Origin of the sequence: Brevundimonas diminuta (assembly GCF_050310045.1) — a bacterium.
Classification (GTDB): domain Bacteria; phylum Pseudomonadota; class Alphaproteobacteria; order Caulobacterales; family Caulobacteraceae; genus Brevundimonas; species Brevundimonas diminuta_F.
In genome coordinates this window covers 1-18,350 of record NZ_CP190005.1, presented here as the reverse complement: position 1 = coordinate 18,350, position 18,350 = coordinate 1, and the positions used below count along the sequence as shown (strand labels likewise).

Below are 18,350 nucleotides of genomic sequence, written 5' to 3'. Positions count from 1 at the left end.
GCCGATGCTGTTTCATGTGACCATGGATGTGCGCATCCCCCACGACGCCGACCCGGCCAGAATCGACAAGCTGAAAGCCGAGGAAAAGGCCCGCGCCCAGGACCTGCAGCGTCAGGGAATCTGGCGGCATCTGTGGCGCGTCGCCGGGCGTTACAGCAACGTCAGCGTCTTCGACGTCGCCGACGCCCAGACCCTGCATGACCTTCTCAGCACCCTGCCGCTGTTTCCCTACATGGACGTCCAGGTCACCGCCCTGTGTCGCCATCCGTCATCGATCCACGAGGACGATCGTTAAAGAGCCCATCAGGGCCGAACATACTGGAGAGGAAGACCATGACCGAAGATTTCGTCGCCACGCCCGAGATTCAACAGCTTCTTGACCGCGCCAGCGGCATGACCGTCGAGGGCGGCGATCCCCGCCTGAAGGCCATCATGCGCGACGTCGTTGAGGCTCTGATGCGCACCATCGTCAAGCACGACATCAGCGAGAACGAGTTCTGGGGCGCGATCAAATTCTTCCAGGACGGCGCCCAGGAGTTCGGCCTGATCGTGCCGGGTTCGGGTCTTGAGCACTTCATGGACCTGTTCCTTGACGCCAAGGACGCCGAGGCAGGTCGCACCGGCGGCACCCCGCGCACCATCGAAGGCCCCCTCTATGTCGAAGGCGCGCCGCTGGTCGAGGGCGACAGCATCAACCTGACCGACGACGCCGACGACACTGACACCCTGTATATGACCGGCAACATCACCGGCCCCGACGGCGAGGCGCCCGCCGACGCCATCCTTCACGTCTGGCACGCCAATTCGAAGGGCTTCTATTCCCACTTCGACCCGACCGGCGAACAGACGCCGTTCAACAACCGTCGCCGCATCAAGATCGGCGCGGACGGCCGCTACTATTTCAGCTCCAAGATCCCCAGCGGCTATTCGGTGCCGCCGGACGGTCCGACCGACCGGATGCTGAAGGCCATCGGCCGCCACGGCAACCGCCCGGCCCACGTCCACTTCTTCGTCGAGGCGCCCGGCTATCGTTCGCTGACGACCCAGATCAATTTCGGCGACGATCCCTTCGCGGCCGACGACTTCGCCTTCGCCACCCGCGACGGCCTGCTGCCGGTGCCGCAGCGTCAGGGCGACAGCGCCTATGTCGCCTTCGACTTCACCCTGCAGCGCGCCGCTGAAAAGACCGACGAAAGCCTGTCCGGCCGCGCCCGCGCGGCGGCCTGATCGAAGGGCCTGCGGTTCGTGTCCAAGATTTTCGCTTCTCCCCGCGCCGCGCTCGAGGGCCTGTTGTTCGACGGCATGACCATCATGTCCGGCGGCTTCGGGCTCTCGGGCAACCCCGAGAGCCTGATCCCCGAGATCCGGGCTTCCGGGGTCCGCGGGCTGACCGTCATCTCCAACAATGCAGGCGCCGACGGCTTCGGCCTGTGGATGCTGCTGGAGAGCCGTCAGGTGAAGAAGATGATCTCCAGCTATGTCGGCGAGAACAAGCTGTTCGAGCAGCAGTATCTGTCCGGCGAGCTGGAGCTTGAACTGAACCCGCAGGGCACCCTGGCCGAACGCATCCGGGCGGGGGGCGCAGGCATCCCCGCCTTCTACACCAGGACCGGCGTCGGCACCGTCGTCGCCGAGGGCAAGCCCGTCGAGACCTTCGAGGGCGATGACTATGTGCGCGAGACCTGGCTGCGCGCCGACCTGTCGATCATCAAGGCCTGGCGGGCCGATCCGGCCGGGAACCTGATGTTCCGCAAGACAGCGCGCAACTTCAATCCGAACATGGCGACGGCCGGAAAGACCACCGTGGTCGAGGTTGAGGAGATCGTCCCCGAAGGCGCCCTCGATCCCGACGCCATCCACACGCCGGGCATCTATGTCGACCGCATCGTCCTCTCGACCATCAACGAAAAGCGCATCGAGAAGCTGACCACCCGTCCGCGCGAGGAGGCGTCGGCATGAGCTGGACCCGTGACGAGATGGCGGCCCGCGCCGGGCAGGAACTGCGCGACGGCTATTATGTGAATCTGGGCATCGGCATACCGACGCTGGTCGCCAACCATGTGCCCGCAGGTGTCCGCGTCACGCTGCAAAGCGAGAACGGCCTGCTCGGCATCGGTCCCTTCCCGTTCGAGGGCGAGGCGGACCCCGACCTGATCAACGCCGGCAAGCAGACGGTGACGGTGCTGCCGACCTCCAGCTTTTTCTCATCCGCCGACAGCTTCGCCATGATCCGTGGCGGCCATATCGACATGGCCGTGCTGGGGGCGATGGAGGTCGCCGCCAACGGCGATCTGGCCAACTGGACCATCCCCGGCAAGATGGTGAAGGGCATGGGCGGCGCCATGGATCTGGTCGCCGGGGTCAAGCGCATCGTGGTGGTGATGGATCACGTCGCCAAGGACGGCTCGCCCAAGATTCTGGAGCAATGCGCCCTGCCCCTGACCGGGCAGAAGGTCGTGGACCTGATCATCACCGATCTGGGCGTCATCGCCGTGGACCGCAAACAGGGCGGCCTGACGCTGATCGAAACCGCGCCCGGCGTCACGGTCGAGGAGATCACAGCCAAGACCGGCGCGCCGCTGGCCATCGCGGCGGCGGCGGCATGACCGCCCTCAAGAAGAGAGCCGCCGCGCGGCGCGCGATAGGGCAAGCCTGATGACACAAGCCTTCATCTGCGACGCGATCCGCACGCCGGTCGGACGGCTGAACGGCGGGCTGTCGGCGGTGCGCGCCGACGATCTGGCGGCGATCCCTCTGCGGGCGCTGGCCGAGCGCAACGCCGCGCTGGACTGGGGCGCCGTCGAGGACGTCATCCTGGGCTGCGCCAATCAGTCGGGCGAGGACAACCGCAACGTCGCGCGCATGGCTGTGCTGCTGGCGGGCCTGCCCGAGACCGTGCCCGGATCGACGATCAACCGCCTGTGCGGATCGGGCCTCAACGCTGTGGGGCTGGCCGCGCAGGCCATCCGCGCGGGCGAGGCCGAGTTGATGGTCGCGGGCGGCGCCGAAAGCATGACCCGCGCGCCCTATGTCATGGGCAAGGCCGCGACCGCCTTCGACCGCGCCCAGACGATCGAAGACACGACAATGGGCTGGCGCTTCATCAACCCGGCCCTGCGCACCGCCTATGGCGTCGATACGATGCCGCAGACGGCCGAGAACGTGGCCGAACAGTGGGCGATCACCCGCGAGGCGCAGGACGCCTTCGCCCTCGATAGCCAGACCAAGGCCGCCAACGCCCTGGCCTCCGGCCGTTTCGACGCCGAGATCGTTCAGGTGACTGTGCCGCAACGGCGCGGCGACCCCGTCGTCTTCGCCGTGGACGAACATCCGCGCGCCACCTCGCTGGACGCGCTTGCCAAACTGAAGCCAGTTGTGCGGCCGGACGGCACGGTGACGGCGGGCAACGCCTCGGGCCTCAATGACGGCGCGGCGGCGATGATCGTCGCCTCCGAGGCCGCCGCCCGCGCCCATGGCCTGACCCCGCGCGCCCGCGTCGTCGCCATGGCGGCCTCGGGCGTGGCGCCGCGCATCATGGGCGTCGGCCCGGTCGAGACGGCGCGCAAGCTGTTCGCCCGCACCGGCCTGAGCATGGCCGACATGGACGTCATCGAGCTGAACGAGGCCTTCGCCGCGCAGGCGCTGGCCGTGTTGCAGGAACTTGAGGTCGATCCGCGCGATCCGCGCCTGAACCCCAACGGCGGCGCCATCGCCCTGGGCCATCCCTTGGGCATGTCGGGCGCCCGCATCGTCATGACGGCGGTGGAGCAGCTTCACCGCACTGGCGGACGCTACGCCCTGTGCACCATGTGCATCGGCGTCGGTCAGGGCATCGGCATGATCGTGGAGCGGGTATGAGCGGACAGGTGAAACACATCACCACCGGCGACGGCTGCCGTCTGGCCTATCGGTTCGACGGGCCTGCAGACGCGCCGGTGCTTCTGCTGTCCAACTCTCTAGGCACGCGGATGGAGATGTGGGACGCCCAGATGGCCGCCTTCACCGCCCGCTTCCGAGTGCTGCGCTATGACAGCCGGGGACACGGCGCCTCGGACGCGCCTGCGGGCGCCTACGGCCTCGACCGGCTGGGCCGCGACGTGGTGGAGTTGCTGGACGCGCTTGCGCTTGAGCGCGTCGCCTTCTGCGGCCTGTCGCTGGGCGGCATGGTCGGTCAGTGGATGGGGGTGCGTGCGCCCGAACGGCTGGAGCGGCTGGTGCTGGCCAACACCTCGGCCTTCATGGGGCCGCCCTCGGCATGGGACGCCCGCATAGCCAGCGCCCTGTCGCAGGGCATGGCGCCGCTGGCGGCGGCCTCGGTCGCGCGCTGGTTCACGCCGGACTTCGCCGCTCGCGCGCCCGATCCGGTCGCCGTCATCGAGGCCGGGCTGCTGGCGACCTTGCCACAGGGTTACGCCGGGTGCTGCGCCGCCATCCGCGACATGGATCTGAGACGGCTGGGCGGACTGATTACGACGCCGACGCTGGTCATCTCGGGCGACGCTGATCCGGCCACCCCGCCCGACCATGCCGCCGCACTCGTGAAGGCCATTCCCGAGGCGCAACTGAAGGTGCTGGACGGCGCCCACCTGTCGAACGTCGAACAGCCCGACGCTTTCGCAGGCGCGGTACTCAGCTTCCTCTCGGCCTGATCTGGCTACGGGTGCGTTCGCGCACCAGGGCGCAGAATCCGCCCAGCACCGAGGACCGGTTGTCGCGCAGATAGGCCAGGCTCAACTGCGTCTCCCGCTCCTGCCCCAGCAGGGGCCGGTAGGCGATGCCGTGCAGCTGCGCCTCCGAGGTCGATTCCGGCACGAGCGACACCCCCGCCCCCACCGACACCAGCGACAGGGCGGTCTGGATCTCCAGCGTCTCCTGGGCGATCTCGGGGGTGAAGCCCTCGGCCCGGCACAGGTCCAGCACATGGTCGGCGAAGCTGGGTCGGGGCTGGCGCGGGTATAGAATGAAAGGCCGCACCGCCAGATCGGACAGGGCGATGTGGCTCTGTTCGGCCAGGACGTCGGTGTCCGGCAGGGCCACGATCAGCGGCTCGCGCTGGACCACCTCGCTGACGATGTCGGGATCCTGAATGCCCGGCCGGGCGAAGGCCACGTCGATGGAGCGGTCGCGCAGCGCCACCCGCAGCTCGGCCGTATTCATGGCGTGCAGCACCAGTTCGACCTCGGGATACTGTTCGCGATAGGCGTTGAAGACGCCCGGCAGGATCGAAAAGGTCGCCGAGCCGACGAAGCCCACCTGGATCACCCCGACCAGCCCCTCGGCCGCACGGCGCGCCACCCGCACGGCGTCAGCCACCCGCGCCTGAATGTCGCGGGCGCGCGGCAGCAGGGCCTCGCCCGCCGGGGTCAGCTGGATGACGCTGCGGCTGCGGTCGAACAACTGGGCGCCGATGGCGTTCTCAAGGCTGGCGATCTGACGGCTGAGGGCGGGCTGGGCGATGTAGAGCCGCTCTGCCGCCCGGCCGAAGTGCAGTTCTTCGGCCACAGCAAGAAAATAGCGCAAACGCCGCACATCGACGCCCGAAAGGACGGCGCGCGGCAGGTGTTCGGGCTTTGGCGATCGTTTCATTCCAACACCAGAGCCTGACGCCCGTCCGCAAGGCAATGCCTGAAAGGCATCAGACCCTGCCCTTTTTGTATTGGCCCATTATCAGACCCTCCGACAGTCTTCGTTTCAGGGATCAAGCAACGAGCCGCGAAAAAGCGGTCCAACCCAGGAAACGACCATGACAGCGGCGCCCAGCCCGATCACGCGACCCTGCCCGGTTCCGGGCAGCCGACCCAAGCTCCAGACCGTCGTCCGCAATGTGACGGACACCGGCATCGTGGAGTTCGACTTCATCTACGGCGACCCCGACCTCAGTGTCGAACTGGTCCTGCCGCGCGCCGCCTTCAAGGAGTTCTGCCTTGAGAACGGCTGCCTGGTGACCTCCGCCGATCCCGCCGCCAGCCACGCCGTGCTGCGCCTCGTCAAGGACGGCGCCGCCCTCGAACCTGTTGGAGCGTCCCAATGAACATCGACCTGAAAGCCGAGGCGATCACGCCGCGGCGTCACACCTTCTCGCACATCGCGCGGCGTTTCGGCGTCGACAAGCCCGCCTCGCGCTATGAAGAGGCGACCTATGACGTGCAGCCGATGGTCAACTTCCACTATCGGCCGACCTATTCGCCGCAGTTCGAGCTGTACGACCCGCGCCGCACCCGCATCGTGATGAACGACTGGTACGTCTTTCGCGACCCGCGCCAGTTCTACTACGCCTCCTACAACATCAGCCGCGCGGCCATGCAGCAGTCATTCGATGACGCCGTGAACTTCGTCGAGAAGCGCGACCTGATCGCCAGCGTCGCCCCCGAAGGACGCGAGCTGTTCGCCGCCTGGCTGCTGCCGCTGCGCCATGTGGAATGGGCGGCGAACATGAACTGCCAGCTGATCGCCGACTGGGGCTATGGCACGCAGATCACCTCGGCGGCGGCCTTCTGCGGCGCTGACCGTCTGGGAATCGCTCAGGTCATTTCGCGCATCGGCCTGCTGCTGGGTCAGGGCACGGAAAGCGCCCTGAAGGACGCCAAGACCCAGTGGCTGAAAGCCGACGTCTGGCAGCCTCTGCGTCGTCTCGCCGAGGACCAGATGGTCGTCCATGACTGGTTCGAACTCTATGTCGCCCAGCTGATCGTGCTGGACGGCTACCTCTATCCGCTGGCGACCGGCGCCTTCGATCGCGCAGGCGCCGCGCACAACGGCGCCCCCCTGTCGATGATGACCGGCTTCCTGGGCGACTGGTACGCCGACAACAGCCGGTGGACCGACGCCGTCATCAAGGCCGCCGCCGCAGAGTCCGAGGCCAACCGCATTGTTCTGGGCGAGTGGTTCGAGCGCTGGTCCGCCCGCGCCGAAGAGGCCGTCCGCCCCATCGCCGCCATGGTGCTGGGCGCCGAGGGCGACGCCGCCGTCGACGCCGTTGGCGCCCGTCTGCGCGAACGGATGGTCAGCCTGAACGCCCTCGAAGCCCGGGAGATGGCGGCATGACCAAACCTGTTTCGATCAGCATTCAGAACACCCAGGACGGCTTCGCCATCGTCGAGGCCATCCTGGCCGACAACCCCGAAGCGACCAGCAACCCCTTCCCCGCCATGACCAAGATCGACTGCCCCGGTCGTCTGGAGATCCGCGCCGAGAGCGTCTCCGAGCGTCTGGGCCGCGACTGGGATCCGCAGGAAATCCATCTCAGCGTCATCTCCCTGTCTGGTTCGGTGGACGAGGACGACGGCGTTTTCGCCATTTTCTGGAGGTAGGCATGACACCCCCCCGCAAACTGAGCCTGAAGCAGAAATACGGCGCCTATACGCGCGGTCTCGACTGGGATCCGACCTATCAGAAGGCCGACGACATCTTCCCCTTCGCCAAATACGAAGGGATCAAGATCCACGACTGGGACGCCTGGGAAGACCCCTTCAAGCTGACCATGGACGCCTATTGGAAGTTCCAGGCGGAGAAGGAGCGCAAGCTCTACGCCGTCATCGACTCCATGGCCCAGAACAACGGCCAGCTGGGCATCACCGACGCCCGCTATCTGAACGCGGTCAAGCTGTTCATCCAGGGCGTGACGCCGCTGGAGTATCAGGCGCACCGCCACTTCGCTCACCTGGCGCGGCACCTGCCGGGCGCGGGCCTGCGCGTGGCGGCGCAGATGCAGTCGATCGACGAACTGCGTCACTGCCAGACGCAGATCCACACCATCAGCCACTACAACAAGTATTTCGACGGCATCCACGACTTCACCCACATGCATGACCGCCTGTGGTATCTGTCGGTGCCCAAGTCCTTCTTCGACGACGCGACCAGCGCCGGGCCGTTCGAGTTCATGACGGCGATCAGCTTCGCCTTCGAATACGTCCTGACCAATCTGCTGTTCGTGCCCTTCATGTCGGGCGCGGCCTATAATGGCGACATGGCGACGGTGACGTTCGGCTTCTCGGCCCAGTCGGACGAGAGCCGCCACATGACGCTGGGCCTCGAGGCCGTCCGCTTCCTGCTGGAACAGGACGAGGCCAATGTGCCGATCGTCCAGGGCTGGATCGACAAGTGGTTCTGGCGCGGATACCGCCTGCTGTCCCTGGTCGGCATGATGATGGACTACATGCTGCCCAAGAAGGTCATGTCCTGGGGCGAGGCGTGGGAGACCTATTATGAGCAGGCGGGCGGCGCCCTGTTCGCCGACCTGGCCCGCTATGGCATCCGCGAGCCGAAATACGCCGACGTCGCCAACGCCGAAAAGGGCCATATGACGCACCAGGCGTGGGGCATCTTCTACAACTACACCCACGCCGCCGGCATGCACACCTGGGACATCGACGAGGCCCACATGGCCTGGCTGCGCGAGAAGTATCCCGACACCTTCGCCCAACACTATGAGCCGCGCTATCGCAAGTGGCGCGAACAGGCCGAGGAAGGCAAACGCTTCTACAACGACGGCCTGCCCCAGCTGTGTCAGGTCTGCCAGATCCCGATGGCCTTCACCGAGGTCGGCGACCCGAACACCATCAGCTTCCGCGTCTCGGAACACGGCGGCGACAAGTTCCACACCTGTTCGGACGGCTGCAAGGACATCTTCGACCACGAGCCGGAGAAGTACGCCCAGGCCTGGTTGCCGGTGCACCAGATCTTCCAGGGCAACTGCGGCGGGGCGACCCTGCCCGAGGTGCTGGACTGGTATCACATCAACCAGGGGGCCGATAACATGGACTACGCCGGGTCCCCCGAAGAAGAGCAGTGGAACCGCTGGATGGAGGGGCGCCGCCCCGTCGTCCCGGCCGCGGCGGAATAAGGAGGACAGCTCATGGCCACCGCAAGCCTGCACCCCGGCTACACCGGCCCCGTCCGCGACCGGGTCGAGAACTTCAACGGCGCCCAGCTGGTCTATGTCCACTGGGAGGAGCATCTGAACTTCTGCTCGGCGATCACCCTGCCGCTGCCGCCACAAACGCCCTTCGCCGCCCTGACCGGCGAGATCCTGCCGTCCCTCTATGCGGTGGATCCGGAATGGGCCGATGTCGACCTGTCCAAGGCCCGCTGGATGCTGGACGGCGCCGACTGGACGCCCGATCCGGCCCGATCGCTGGCCGATCAGGGCGTCGGCCACAAGTCGCTGATCCGCTTCTGGACCGGCTCATCCGCCACGGCCTGAGGATACGCCGATGCCGACCCTGACCATCGAACCGATCGGCGAGGCCATCGAGGTCGCGCCCGGTCAGACCATGCTGGACGCCTGCCTTCGTGCCGGCGTCTGGCTGCCCCACGCCTGCGGTCACGGCCTGTGCGGCACCTGTAAGGTCGAAGTGCTGGAAGGCGAAGTCGATCACGGCGGCGCCTCCCCCTTCGCCCTGATGGATTTCGAGCGCGACGACGGCAAGACCCTGGCCTGCAGCGCCATGCTGTTGGCCGACACGGTCATCGAGGCCGACGTCGATGAGGACGAAGACGCGCGTCGCATCACCGTCGACGACTATGTCGGACAGGTCGAGCATCGCGAGATGATCACCCCGGACATCATGGCCCTGTGGCTGCGTCTGGACGGGGCTGGTCTGGATTTTCAGGCGGGCCAGTACGTCAATCTGCACCTGCCGGGCATAGAGGGCGCCCGCGCCTTCTCCATCGCCAGCAGTCCGGCCGAACCGAACCTGATCGAACTGCACATCCGCCGCGTCCCCGGCGGCGCAGGCACCGCCTGGCTGCACGACGAACTGAAGGCCGGCGACCGGCTGGAGTTCACCGGGCCGATGGGCCGCTTCTACGTCCGCCGCTCGGCCGAGAAGCCACTGATCTTCCTGGCCGGAGGCTCAGGCCTGTCCAGTCCCAAGGGCATGATCCTGGACCTGCTGGAACAGGGATATTCCGAGCCGATCACCCTGTTGCACGGCGGGCGGCGCCCCTGCGACCTGCACTTCGGCGACCTGTTCCGTCGGCTGGAGGCCGAGCACGACAACTTCCGCTACGTCCCCGCCGTCTCCCAGCCCGAGGCCGACGACGTCTGGGACGGCGAGACGGGCTATGTCCATGAAGCGGCCGAACGCCTGTTCGAGGGCCGGTTCAGCGGCTGTCAGGCCTATCTGTGCGGGCCGCCGCCGATGATCGAAGCGGGCGTCATCGCCCTGATGAAGGGGCGCCTGTTCGAGCGGGACATCTTCATGGAGCGGTTCCTGACAGCGGGCGACGCCGAGGCCACAGCGCGCTCGCCCCTGTTCCGCAAGATCTGACGTCGAAACGCTGCGTCTGAGGGGGCGTGGCTCAACAAAAATCGGACAGGCTTCCGACCGGCGCACCCGCGCCGGACGGCCGCCTGCACCCGAAAATCAAGGGAGGGAAACGACAATGAAGATACTGAAGCTCACCACCGCCAATCTGGCCGCCAGTCTGGCCGCCAGTCTGGCCATCGGGATCGCGGGCGCCGCTCATGCCGGAGAAGGCCGTGGCGCGGCCTATGCCGACGGGGCGGAATCCATCGGCGTGGCGCAACTGCCGCCGCCGGGAACCTATCTGCTGACCTACACCAACTATTACACCGCCGACCGCCTGAACGACGGCAACGGCGACAGTATGGTCCCCGATTTCTCGCTCAACGCCTTCGCCAACATCGCCCGCGTGGTCCACGTCAGCGACAAGACCTTTCTGGGCGCCACGGTCGCCGCCCACGCCCTGATCCCGGTCGTCAATCTGGACGTCAAGGCAGGCGGTCAGAGCCAGAGCAATTTCGGCCTGGGCGACATCATCGGCAGCCCCCTGGTGCTGGGCTGGAAGAAGGGCGACTGGAACCTCGTCGCCACGGTCGACACCTTCATCCCCACCGGCGACTACAAGGCAGGCGACCTGGCCAACATCGGGCGCAACTACTGGACGTTCGAGCCGGTCTTCGCCGCCACCTACGCCCAGCCCGGCGGCGGATGGGAAGCCTCGGCCAAGGTGATGTACGACTTCAACACCACCAATGACGACACCGACTACAAGTCGGGACAGAGCCTGCACACCGACGCGGCCGTGGCCTACACCACCGGCAAGCTGACGCTGGGCCTGACCGGCTACTATTACCGCCAGACGACGGACGACAAGATCGCCGGCGCCCGCGTCGGCCCCGACGGCGTACGCGGCGAAGCCTTCGCGCTGGGCCCGCTGGTCCGCTACGTCGTCGGCAACGTCCCCATCACCGCCCAGTGGCAGCACGAGTTCCACGCCGAAAACCGCCCGCAAGGCGACAAGTTCTGGGTCAAGGCGGCGTTCCGGTTCTGACCAGCAGCAACCTGTCCAGCAAAAAGGCCGTCTCTCAGTCGAGAGACGGCCTTACGGTTTCCGTCTGCGTCGTCGACCGGACCTAGGCGTCGACGGCGGCGTCCAGGGCGTTGTCCTGGATGAATTCGCGGCGGGGCTCCACGACATCGCCCATCAGTTTGGCGAACAGGTCGTCGGCGTCGTCGCCGTGCTCGACCTTGACCTGGAGCAGGGTGCGGGCGTTGGCGTCCAGCGTGGTTTCCCACAGCTGTTCGGGGTTCATCTCGCCCAGGCCCTTATAGCGCTGGATGGCGATGCCCTTTTTGCCTGCGTCCAGCACGGCCGCCAGCAGATCCAGCGGGCCGCGGATGGTCGTGGTCTTGTCCTTGCGGCGATAGACGGCCGGAGCCGAGAACAGGCCGTCGAACGCGGCGGCGCGTTCGGCCAGACGGCGGGCGTCCAGCGACCGGCCCAGCACCTCGTCCAGCACGATCGTCTCGCTGACGGCGCGGCGCACGCGGTTGAAGGCCACCCCGCCCTGAGCGGCCAGTTCGCCGCTCCACGGACCGTCGCCCTCTTCGGCGTAGAGGTTCAGGCGCTCGGCCGCACGCGCGGCGCGGTCGGCCAGTTCACCGGCGTTGTCATCGAACAGACCCGCCAGCGCGCCCTGTTCGATGGCGAAGGCCGGGGCGCGGGTCGCCAGCCGGTCGACCAGAGCCTTGAAGCCCTTGGCCTCGCGCACCAGCTCCTGCAGGTCCATGCTGGCGCGCACCTCGCCCGAGGCCAGTTCGAGAACGGCGTCGGCGCTGCCTTCCTCGATCAGATAGGCGTCCATCTCCGCCTGGTCCTTGACGTAGCGGTGCTGCTTGCCCTTGGAGACCTTATAGAGCGGCGGCTGGGCGATATAGACGTGGCCGCGTTCGATCAGCTCCGGCATCTGACGATAGAAGAAGGTCAGCAGCAGGGTGCGGATGTGGGCGCCGTCGACGTCGGCGTCGGCCATGAGGATGATCTTGTGGTAGCGCAGCTTGTCGGCGTTGAAGTCATCGCGGCCGATGCCGGTGCCCAGCGCCAGGATCAGGGTGCCGATCAGGTCGGATGACAGCATCCGGTCGAAGCGGGCGCGCTCGACGTTCAGGATCTTGCCGCGCAGGGGCAGGACGGCCTGGTTTTCACGGTTGCGCGCCTGTTTGGCCGAGCCGCCGGCGCTATCGCCCTCGACGATGAAGAGTTCGGACTTGGCCGGGTCGCGTTCCTGACAGTCGGCCAGTTTGCCGGGCAGGGAGCTGATTTCCAGCGCCGATTTGCGGCGTGTCAGGTCGCGCGCCTTGCGGGCGGCTTCGCGAGCCGAGGCGGCCTCGATGATCTTGGAGACGACCAGTTTGGCCTCGACCGGGTGTTCCTCGAACCAGGTCGACAGGCCTTCGGAGCACAGGCTCTCAACAGCCGGGCGCACTTCGGACGAGACCAGCTTGTCCTTGGTCTGGCTGGAGAATTTCGGGTCCGGCACCTTGACCGACAGTACGCAGGTCAGGCCCTCGCGGGCGTCTTCGCCGGAGACGGAGACCTTCTCCTTCTTGGCCAGGCCCGAGCTTTCGATATAGGCGCCCATGACGCGCGTCAGGCTGGCCCGGAAGGCCGACAGGTGGGTGCCGCCGTCGCGTTGATTGATGTTGTTCGTGAAGCACAACATCGTCTCGTGGTAGCTGTCGTTCCACCACAGGGCCAGGTCCAGCTCAATGCCGTCCTTTTCGCCGCGAATGACGATGACGTCCTTCAGGATCGGGGTCTTGGATTTGTCGAGGTGGCGCACGAAGGCTTCGACCCCGCCCTCATAGTGCAGCAGAATCTCGACCGGCTCGGGCCCGCGATTGTCGCTCAGCTTGATGACCACGCCCGAGTTCAGGAAGGCCATCTCGCGCAGACGATGTTCCAGCGTCTTCAGGTCGAAGTCGATGTGGCTGAAGGTGTCGATCGACGGATAGAAGGTGACCTCGGTGCCCGTCAGCAGGCGGCCCTTGTCCTCGCGCATCGGCGCATCGCCGATGACCGCCAGCGAGCGCACGGTGTCGCCGCGCTCAAAACGGACGCTGTGCTTCTTGCCCTCGCGATAGATGACCAGTTCCAGCCAGTCCGACAGGGCGTTGACCACCGAGACGCCCACGCCGTGCAGACCGCCGGACACCTTGTAGGAGTTCTGGTCGAACTTACCGCCCGCGTGCAGCTGGGTCATGATGACCTCGGCCGCCGAGATGCCTTCCTCGGCGTGCGTCGCCACCGGAATGCCGCGCCCGTTGTCGGTCACGGTGACGGAACCGTCCTCGTTCAGGGTGACGGTCACCAGATCGGCGTGCCCGGCCAGAGCCTCGTCGATGGCGTTGTCCACCACCTCATAGACCATGTGGTGCAGGCCCGAGCCGTCGTCCGTGTCGCCGATATACATGCCGGGGCGCTTACGCACGGCGTCCAGGCCTTTGAGAACCTTGATGGAATCGGCGCCGTATTCGGGCGAGGGAGCAGTCTGTTCGGTCATGAAAACGTCGGCTCAGGGTCCGCGGACGGACAGGGAAAAGGCGACACGCAGGCCGCCCGTCTCGGAGCGCAAATCAGCACGCCCCGAAGTCTCAGATATATAGGAAATTTGACGGAAAAAGCGAGCCTTTAAGCCCTATGCGGACAGCCCGCCGCCCTCGACCGCCACGAATTGCGCGCGACCTTCCAGTGCGGTGAACAGCGGGCGTTCCGTTCCGGTCATGAAGGCCTGCAGCTTCAGCGCCTCGATCTCGTCGAACAGGGCGGCGCGGCGGGCTTCGTCCAGATGGGCGGGCGCCTCGTCCAGCAGCAAGACGGGCTGTGCAGGTTGATCCGCCAGACGCGCCACCTGGGCCAGGATCAGGTTCAGCACCAGCGCCTTCTGCTCGCCCGATGAACCCTCAGCGGCGGGCCGGTTCTTCTCGCGATGAAGGGCTGTCAGGTCCGAGCGGTGCGGGCCGAACAGGCTGCGTCCCGCCGCCGCGTCGCGGGCGCGGGCGCGCATCAGGCCTTCGCCCAGCGCCTCGACGATGTCGGCCTCGTCCGCGCCCGCCGCCGCCATCTCCTCGGCCGGACCGGCCAGACCCAGATCGGCCTGCGGGAAGGGGCGATCGGCGCGGGCGTCGATCCCGGCCTGAAGTTCTTTTAACGCCATCGCGCGGGCCACTGCGGCGCGGGCGCCGCTCTCGGCCAGCCGCGCCTCAAGGGCGTCCAGCCACAGGGGATCAGCCGGGCGGCTCTCATCCGTCAGCAGGCGCAACCGCTCGCGCAGGGCCTTTTCATAGGTCGAGACGACGGCCGCGTGATCGGGATGGGCGGCGAAGACCAGGCGGTCGAAGAACCGCAGCCGCTCCGCCCGCGCGTCCGAGAACAGCCGGTCCTGCTCCGGCGTGGCCCAGACCGGGCGGAGGTGGTCCAGCAGCCGCCCCGGCGGCACCGTCTCGCCATCGATGCGCACGATGCGTCGCGCCGAGGGGCCCATGGTCTGCACACCGGTGCCGAGGCGAACCTCGTCGCCGTCCAAGGCTTGCAGCGTCGCCGCCACGGCCCAGGGTCGCCCGACCGCCTCGCCCGGCTCGCGCCGTCCCATCTCGGCCGCCGTCGCCCCGCGCAGCCCCTTGCCGGGGGTCAGCAGGCTGATCGCCTCCAGAAAGTTGGTCTTACCCGCCCCGTTCGGCCCATGCAGCACCACCGTCCCGCCGGACACCGGCAGGGTCGCGCTCGCATAGGAGCGGAAGTCGGTGAGGGCGAGGGAGGTGAGGCTCAATCTATCCGCTCATCCCGGCGGACGCCGGGACCCAGTGCTTTGGCCGCAAGCGGCGCGGTTCAAAGGAGCGTCTCAAGCAGATCGGCCCATTCAGGGTTCATACGCTCGATCAGGTCCAGCTTCCACTCGCGTCGTCATTCCTTGATGCGTCGTTCGCGAACAAAGGCGGCCTCTCGAGAGTCGTGGACTTCATACCAGACCAAGCGGGAAACGGCGTATTTCGCTGTAAACCCGTCGCGCAGCTTTTCGCGATACTCGACGATCCGCTTCGGCAGGTCGTCGGTTGAACCGTTGTAGAGCGTGCCGTTGCGGCGGTTGGCCAGAATTTAGACGTAGAACATCCGGCCGACCGCTCCCGGTTCTCACTGGGTCCCGGCGTCCGCCGGGATGAGCGGAAGAGGGGGCTGCACCGGCTCGATCAAACCCGCAGCGGCATCAGCACGTACTGGACGCCCACATCGCCGGGGTCGAGGACCAGCGTCGGGCTGGCCGGGTCGGCGAATTTGAAGTGGGCGGTCTCGCCCGTGATCTGGCCAGCGACGTCCAGCAGGTAGCGGGCGTTGAAGCCGATTTCGAACGGTTCGTCGGAATAGCCGATCTCGACTTCTTCCTCGGCCTGACCGGCCTCCATGTTGCGGACCGTCAGCTTCACGCGGTCGTTGTCGAAGGCCAGCTTCACCGAGCGGCTCTTTTCCGCCGAGATGGTGGCGACGCGGTCGACGGCCTTGGCGAACAGGCTGTTGTCGATGTCGGCCTGCTTGTCGTTGCCCTTGGGAATGACGCGCAGATAGTCGGGGAAGGCGCCGTCGATGACCTTGGAGGTCAGGCTGGCCTCGCCGAACTCGAAGCGGATCTTCTGGGCCGAGACCTGAACCTCGACGGGGCCTGCGCCGTCGTCCAGCAGGCGGCGGACCTGATCCACCGTCTTGCGCGGCACGATGACGCCGGGGCCGCCCGCCGAGCCTTCCGGCGCCGGGGTCTCGGCCAGGGCCAGGCGGTGGCCGTCAGTGGCCACGGCGCGCAGCAGCGGAATGCCGCCGTCGGCCACGGCGTGCAGATAGAGGCCGTTCAGATAGTAGCGCGTCTCTTCGGTCGAGACGGCGAAGCGCGTCTTGTCGATCAGGCGCGCCAGATCTTCCTTGGGCAGGGTGTAGCGCGCGCCCGAAGCCTCGGTCGACATGACCGGGAAGTCGCCCGCCGGCAGCACCGGCAGGTTGAAGCGCGAGCGGCCCGCCGCCACCACCAGACGCGGATCGTCGCCCGAATAGGTCAGCGACACCTCGGCGCCGTCCGGCAGCTTGCGCACGATTTCATACAGGGTGTGGGCCGGGGCGGTGATCTGGCCCTCGACGTTCACCTGGGCCTCGGCCTCGTCGACCATCTCCATGTCCAGGTCGGTGGCGGCGAACGACAGGCGGTCGCGCCCGGCGCTCAGCAGCACATTGGACAGGATCGGAATGGTGTTGCGACGCTCGACCACGCTCTGGACGTGCCCCAGGGCCCGGAGAAGCGCGGATCGTTCGATGGTCAGCTGCATTTGGTCTCGCCCGGTCGCGGCCCTGCCGAAGCAGCGTCGCCGTAAATATGGGCGGGAACACTAGCGCATTGAGCGAAAGGGGCAACGGTCAGAGGCGCTTGCCCACCGTCTGCCCACGATTTCCACAGGCGATCGCCTGTTTTAACTTCACTCATCCGGTGCGAGGCCGGGCCGCAGGCAAGCGTTGTCGCTGGCGATGACGGACGCGCCGGAGCCCCAGGACAAAAACGACGCGTCTTACAACCCGGGTCCCGGCCTTCGCCGGGATGAGCGGTGGAAGGAGGCTTAGCCGCGCAGTTTGCGCGTCAGGGCCTCCACGTCGCGGGCGATCTGGTCGTCCTTGGGCATCAGCTCCTCGATCTTGCGGACCCCGTGCAGGACGGTGGTGTGGTCGCGCCCGCCGAAGCGGCGGCCGATGTCGGGATAGGAGCGCGTCGTGTGCTGTTTGCACAGATACATGGCGATCTGGCGCGGGCGGGCGATGGCGCGGGTGCGCCGCTCGCTCAGCAGGTCGGCCTGTTTCAGGTTGAAGTGCTCGGCCACCGTCTTCTGGATCTCGTCGACAGTGATGCGGCGCTCGGGGCCCGTGCGCAGGGCGGCGCCCAGCAGGGTCTGGACCTCATCCACCGTCAGGGCCGACAGGCGGCTGCCCGCGACGGCGGCCAGAGTGTTCACGGCGCCTTCCAGCTCACGCATCGAGCCGGGGGTGCGGTCCACCAGATGCTCCAGCACATCGGCGCGGGCCTCGCCCGAGACGACGCCCAGCTTGCCCAGGGCGTTCAGGCGCGACTGGGCGACGGCGACCTTCAGATCGCGGTCCGCCGCCTCGACCGGGCAGGTCAGGCCTGCGGCCAGATGGCTGCGCAGGCGCGGCTCGACATCGGTCAGGGCCACCGGCGCGCGGTCGGCCGACAGGACGATGCGCTTGCCATCCTCGATCAGGGCCGTGAGGGTGTTCAGCAGCTCTTCCTGGGTCGAGGTCTTGCCGCCCACGAACTGGACGTCGTCCAGCAGCAGCATGTCGGCGGAACGCAGGCTTTCCTTGAAGGCGGCGGTTGAGCGGTCCTGCATGGCGCGCACGAAGGTCGACAGGAAGCGCTCGGCGGTCAGGTAGACCACCTTGGCGTCCGGGCGCAGGCGCTGCGCCTCCCAGGCGATGGCGTTCAGCAGGTGGGTCTTGCCGTAGCCATAGGGGCCGCAGAAGAAGACAGGGTTGAAGTGGCCGTCGGCCCAGGTCGCGACCTGCTTGGCGATGGCCAGGGCGAAGGCGTTGCCGTGGCCCTCGACGAAGCTGTCGAAGGTCAGGCGCTCCTGCAGGCCCGCGGCGCGCACGGCGCGGGCGCCGTCGGTCGCGGCGGCGAAGGCGGGCGCGGCAGGCGCGGCGGCGGGGGCGGGGCTGATCGAGGCCAGTCGCGGGGCGTCGCGCAGGCCGGACGGCGGCGCCGAGCCCATCTCGGCGCGGCAGCGCACCTCAAGGCGGCGGGCCAGACCGTCCAAGCCCAGCCACAGCTCGTTCATGCGGCGCAGGGCATTCTTGCGCACCCAGTCGCGCGCATAGGCGGTCGGCGTCACCAGGATCAGATTGCCCTGAGAGTCCATGCGCACAGCCGAGGGCGCAATGTATGAGCTGAAGGGCCCATCGCCGATCTCGGCCTTCAGGCGATCGGACGCCTCGGTCCAGATACGGTTGGGATCCGTCATTCCCGCCATTGCTGCGCCCCCGATCATGAAGAACAC

19 protein-coding genes are annotated in these 18,350 nt (G+C 67.2%); 13 read left to right on the top strand and 6 right to left on the bottom strand.

Features of this window, described 5'->3' with window-relative positions; all coding sequences use genetic code 11:
• Positions 1 to 4 precede the first annotated feature (4 nt).
• From catC to pcaD, 6 genes are read left to right on the top strand one after another with little or no spacing between them, the layout of a single operon-like run.
• Positions 5 to 295, top strand: a complete 291-nt coding sequence (gene catC / locus ACORJG_RS00095) for a muconolactone Delta-isomerase (RefSeq protein WP_427790537.1) — start codon at positions 5 to 7, stop codon at positions 293 to 295.
• A gap of 38 nt (positions 296 to 333) precedes the next feature.
• Positions 334 to 1,227 (top strand): dioxygenase, encoded by an 894-nt coding sequence (locus ACORJG_RS00090; protein ID WP_427790535.1) that lies wholly within the window; start codon positions 334 to 336, stop codon positions 1,225 to 1,227.
• 9 nt (positions 1,228 to 1,236) lie between these two features.
• Entirely contained in the window at positions 1,237 to 1,959 is a 723-nt protein-coding gene (locus ACORJG_RS00085; RefSeq protein WP_427793083.1) for a CoA transferase subunit A, read from the top strand.
• On the top strand, positions 1,956 to 2,606 hold the full coding sequence (locus tag ACORJG_RS00080) for a 3-oxoacid CoA-transferase subunit B (RefSeq protein WP_427790533.1): 651 nt from the start codon (positions 1,956 to 1,958) through the stop codon (positions 2,604 to 2,606). Before ACORJG_RS00085 ends, ACORJG_RS00080 begins: the two co-directional genes overlap by 4 nt.
• A 49-nt stretch (positions 2,607 to 2,655) precedes the next feature.
• Positions 2,656 to 3,858, top strand: a complete 1,203-nt coding sequence (gene pcaF / locus ACORJG_RS00075) for a 3-oxoadipyl-CoA thiolase (protein ID WP_427790531.1) — start codon at positions 2,656 to 2,658, stop codon at positions 3,856 to 3,858.
• Positions 3,855 to 4,649, top strand: coding sequence for a 3-oxoadipate enol-lactonase (gene pcaD / locus ACORJG_RS00070; protein WP_427790529.1), 795 nt, complete (start codon positions 3,855 to 3,857; stop codon positions 4,647 to 4,649). Before pcaF ends, pcaD begins: the two co-directional genes overlap by 4 nt.
• Here pcaD and ACORJG_RS00065 read toward each other — a convergent pair.
• Positions 4,630 to 5,586, bottom strand: a complete 957-nt coding sequence (locus ACORJG_RS00065; RefSeq protein ID WP_427790528.1) for a LysR family transcriptional regulator — start codon at positions 5,584 to 5,586, stop codon at positions 4,630 to 4,632. The genes pcaD and ACORJG_RS00065 overlap by 20 nt on opposite strands.
• A gap of 157 nt (positions 5,587 to 5,743) precedes the next feature.
• Between ACORJG_RS00065 and ACORJG_RS00060 the strand changes: the two genes are divergently transcribed.
• The 7 genes from ACORJG_RS00060 to ACORJG_RS00030 all read left to right on the top strand — a co-directional run bounded on the left by ACORJG_RS00060 (position 5,744) and on the right by ACORJG_RS00030 (position 11,298).
• A complete protein-coding gene (locus ACORJG_RS00060) occupies positions 5,744 to 6,031 on the top strand; it encodes a phenol hydroxylase subunit (RefSeq protein WP_427790526.1) in 288 nt (95 codons plus the stop codon).
• Complete coding sequence (locus ACORJG_RS00055) at positions 6,028 to 7,044, top strand: phenol hydroxylase (RefSeq protein ID WP_427790524.1); 1,017 nt, start codon at positions 6,028 to 6,030, stop codon at positions 7,042 to 7,044. The genes ACORJG_RS00060 and ACORJG_RS00055 overlap by 4 nt, the downstream gene beginning before the upstream one ends.
• Positions 7,041 to 7,310: an MmoB/DmpM family protein gene (locus tag ACORJG_RS00050; RefSeq protein ID WP_427790522.1), complete on the top strand. Its 270-nt coding sequence runs from the start codon at positions 7,041 to 7,043 to the stop codon at positions 7,308 to 7,310. Before ACORJG_RS00055 ends, ACORJG_RS00050 begins: the two co-directional genes overlap by 4 nt.
• 2 nt (positions 7,311 to 7,312) lie before the next feature.
• Positions 7,313 to 8,842, top strand: a complete 1,530-nt coding sequence (locus ACORJG_RS00045; RefSeq protein WP_427790521.1) for an aromatic/alkene/methane monooxygenase hydroxylase/oxygenase subunit alpha — start codon at positions 7,313 to 7,315, stop codon at positions 8,840 to 8,842.
• A 12-nt stretch (positions 8,843 to 8,854) separates the two neighbouring features.
• Positions 8,855 to 9,202 carry a phenol hydroxylase subunit P4 gene (locus ACORJG_RS00040; RefSeq protein WP_427790519.1) on the top strand — a complete coding sequence of 116 codons (348 nt, stop codon included), beginning with the start codon at positions 8,855 to 8,857 and terminating at the stop codon, positions 9,200 to 9,202.
• 10 nt (positions 9,203 to 9,212) lie between these two features.
• The gene (locus ACORJG_RS00035; RefSeq protein WP_427790517.1) at positions 9,213 to 10,271 is read left to right on the top strand and encodes an NADH:ubiquinone reductase (Na(+)-transporting) subunit F; all 1,059 of its coding nucleotides are present in this window, start codon (positions 9,213 to 9,215) and stop codon (positions 10,269 to 10,271) included.
• Between the two features lie 115 nt (positions 10,272 to 10,386).
• Positions 10,387 to 11,298, top strand: coding sequence for a SphA family protein (locus ACORJG_RS00030; RefSeq protein ID WP_427790515.1), 912 nt, complete (start codon positions 10,387 to 10,389; stop codon positions 11,296 to 11,298).
• An 82-nt stretch (positions 11,299 to 11,380) separates the two neighbouring features.
• Here the strand turns inward: ACORJG_RS00030 and gyrB are convergent, their stop codons facing one another.
• From gyrB to dnaA, 5 genes are all read right to left on the bottom strand, one after another.
• Positions 11,381 to 13,810 (bottom strand): DNA topoisomerase (ATP-hydrolyzing) subunit B, encoded by a 2,430-nt coding sequence (gene gyrB, locus ACORJG_RS00025; protein ID WP_427790514.1) that lies wholly within the window; start codon positions 13,808 to 13,810, stop codon positions 11,381 to 11,383.
• A gap of 135 nt (positions 13,811 to 13,945) precedes the next feature.
• The gene (gene recF, locus ACORJG_RS00020) at positions 13,946 to 15,076 is read right to left on the bottom strand and encodes a DNA replication/repair protein RecF (protein WP_427790512.1); all 1,131 of its coding nucleotides are present in this window, start codon (positions 15,074 to 15,076) and stop codon (positions 13,946 to 13,948) included.
• Between the two features lie 134 nt (positions 15,077 to 15,210).
• Entirely contained in the window at positions 15,211 to 15,351 is a 141-nt protein-coding gene (locus ACORJG_RS00015; protein WP_427793081.1) for a hypothetical protein, read from the bottom strand.
• Between the two features lie 143 nt (positions 15,352 to 15,494).
• A complete protein-coding gene (dnaN, locus tag ACORJG_RS00010; protein WP_427790510.1) occupies positions 15,495 to 16,613 on the bottom strand; it encodes a DNA polymerase III subunit beta in 1,119 nt (372 codons plus the stop codon).
• 285 nt (positions 16,614 to 16,898) lie between these two features.
• Positions 16,899 to 18,314: a chromosomal replication initiator protein DnaA gene (gene dnaA, locus ACORJG_RS00005; protein ID WP_427790508.1), complete on the bottom strand. Its 1,416-nt coding sequence runs from the start codon at positions 18,312 to 18,314 to the stop codon at positions 16,899 to 16,901.
• Between the last annotated feature and the right edge of the window lie 36 nt (positions 18,315 to 18,350).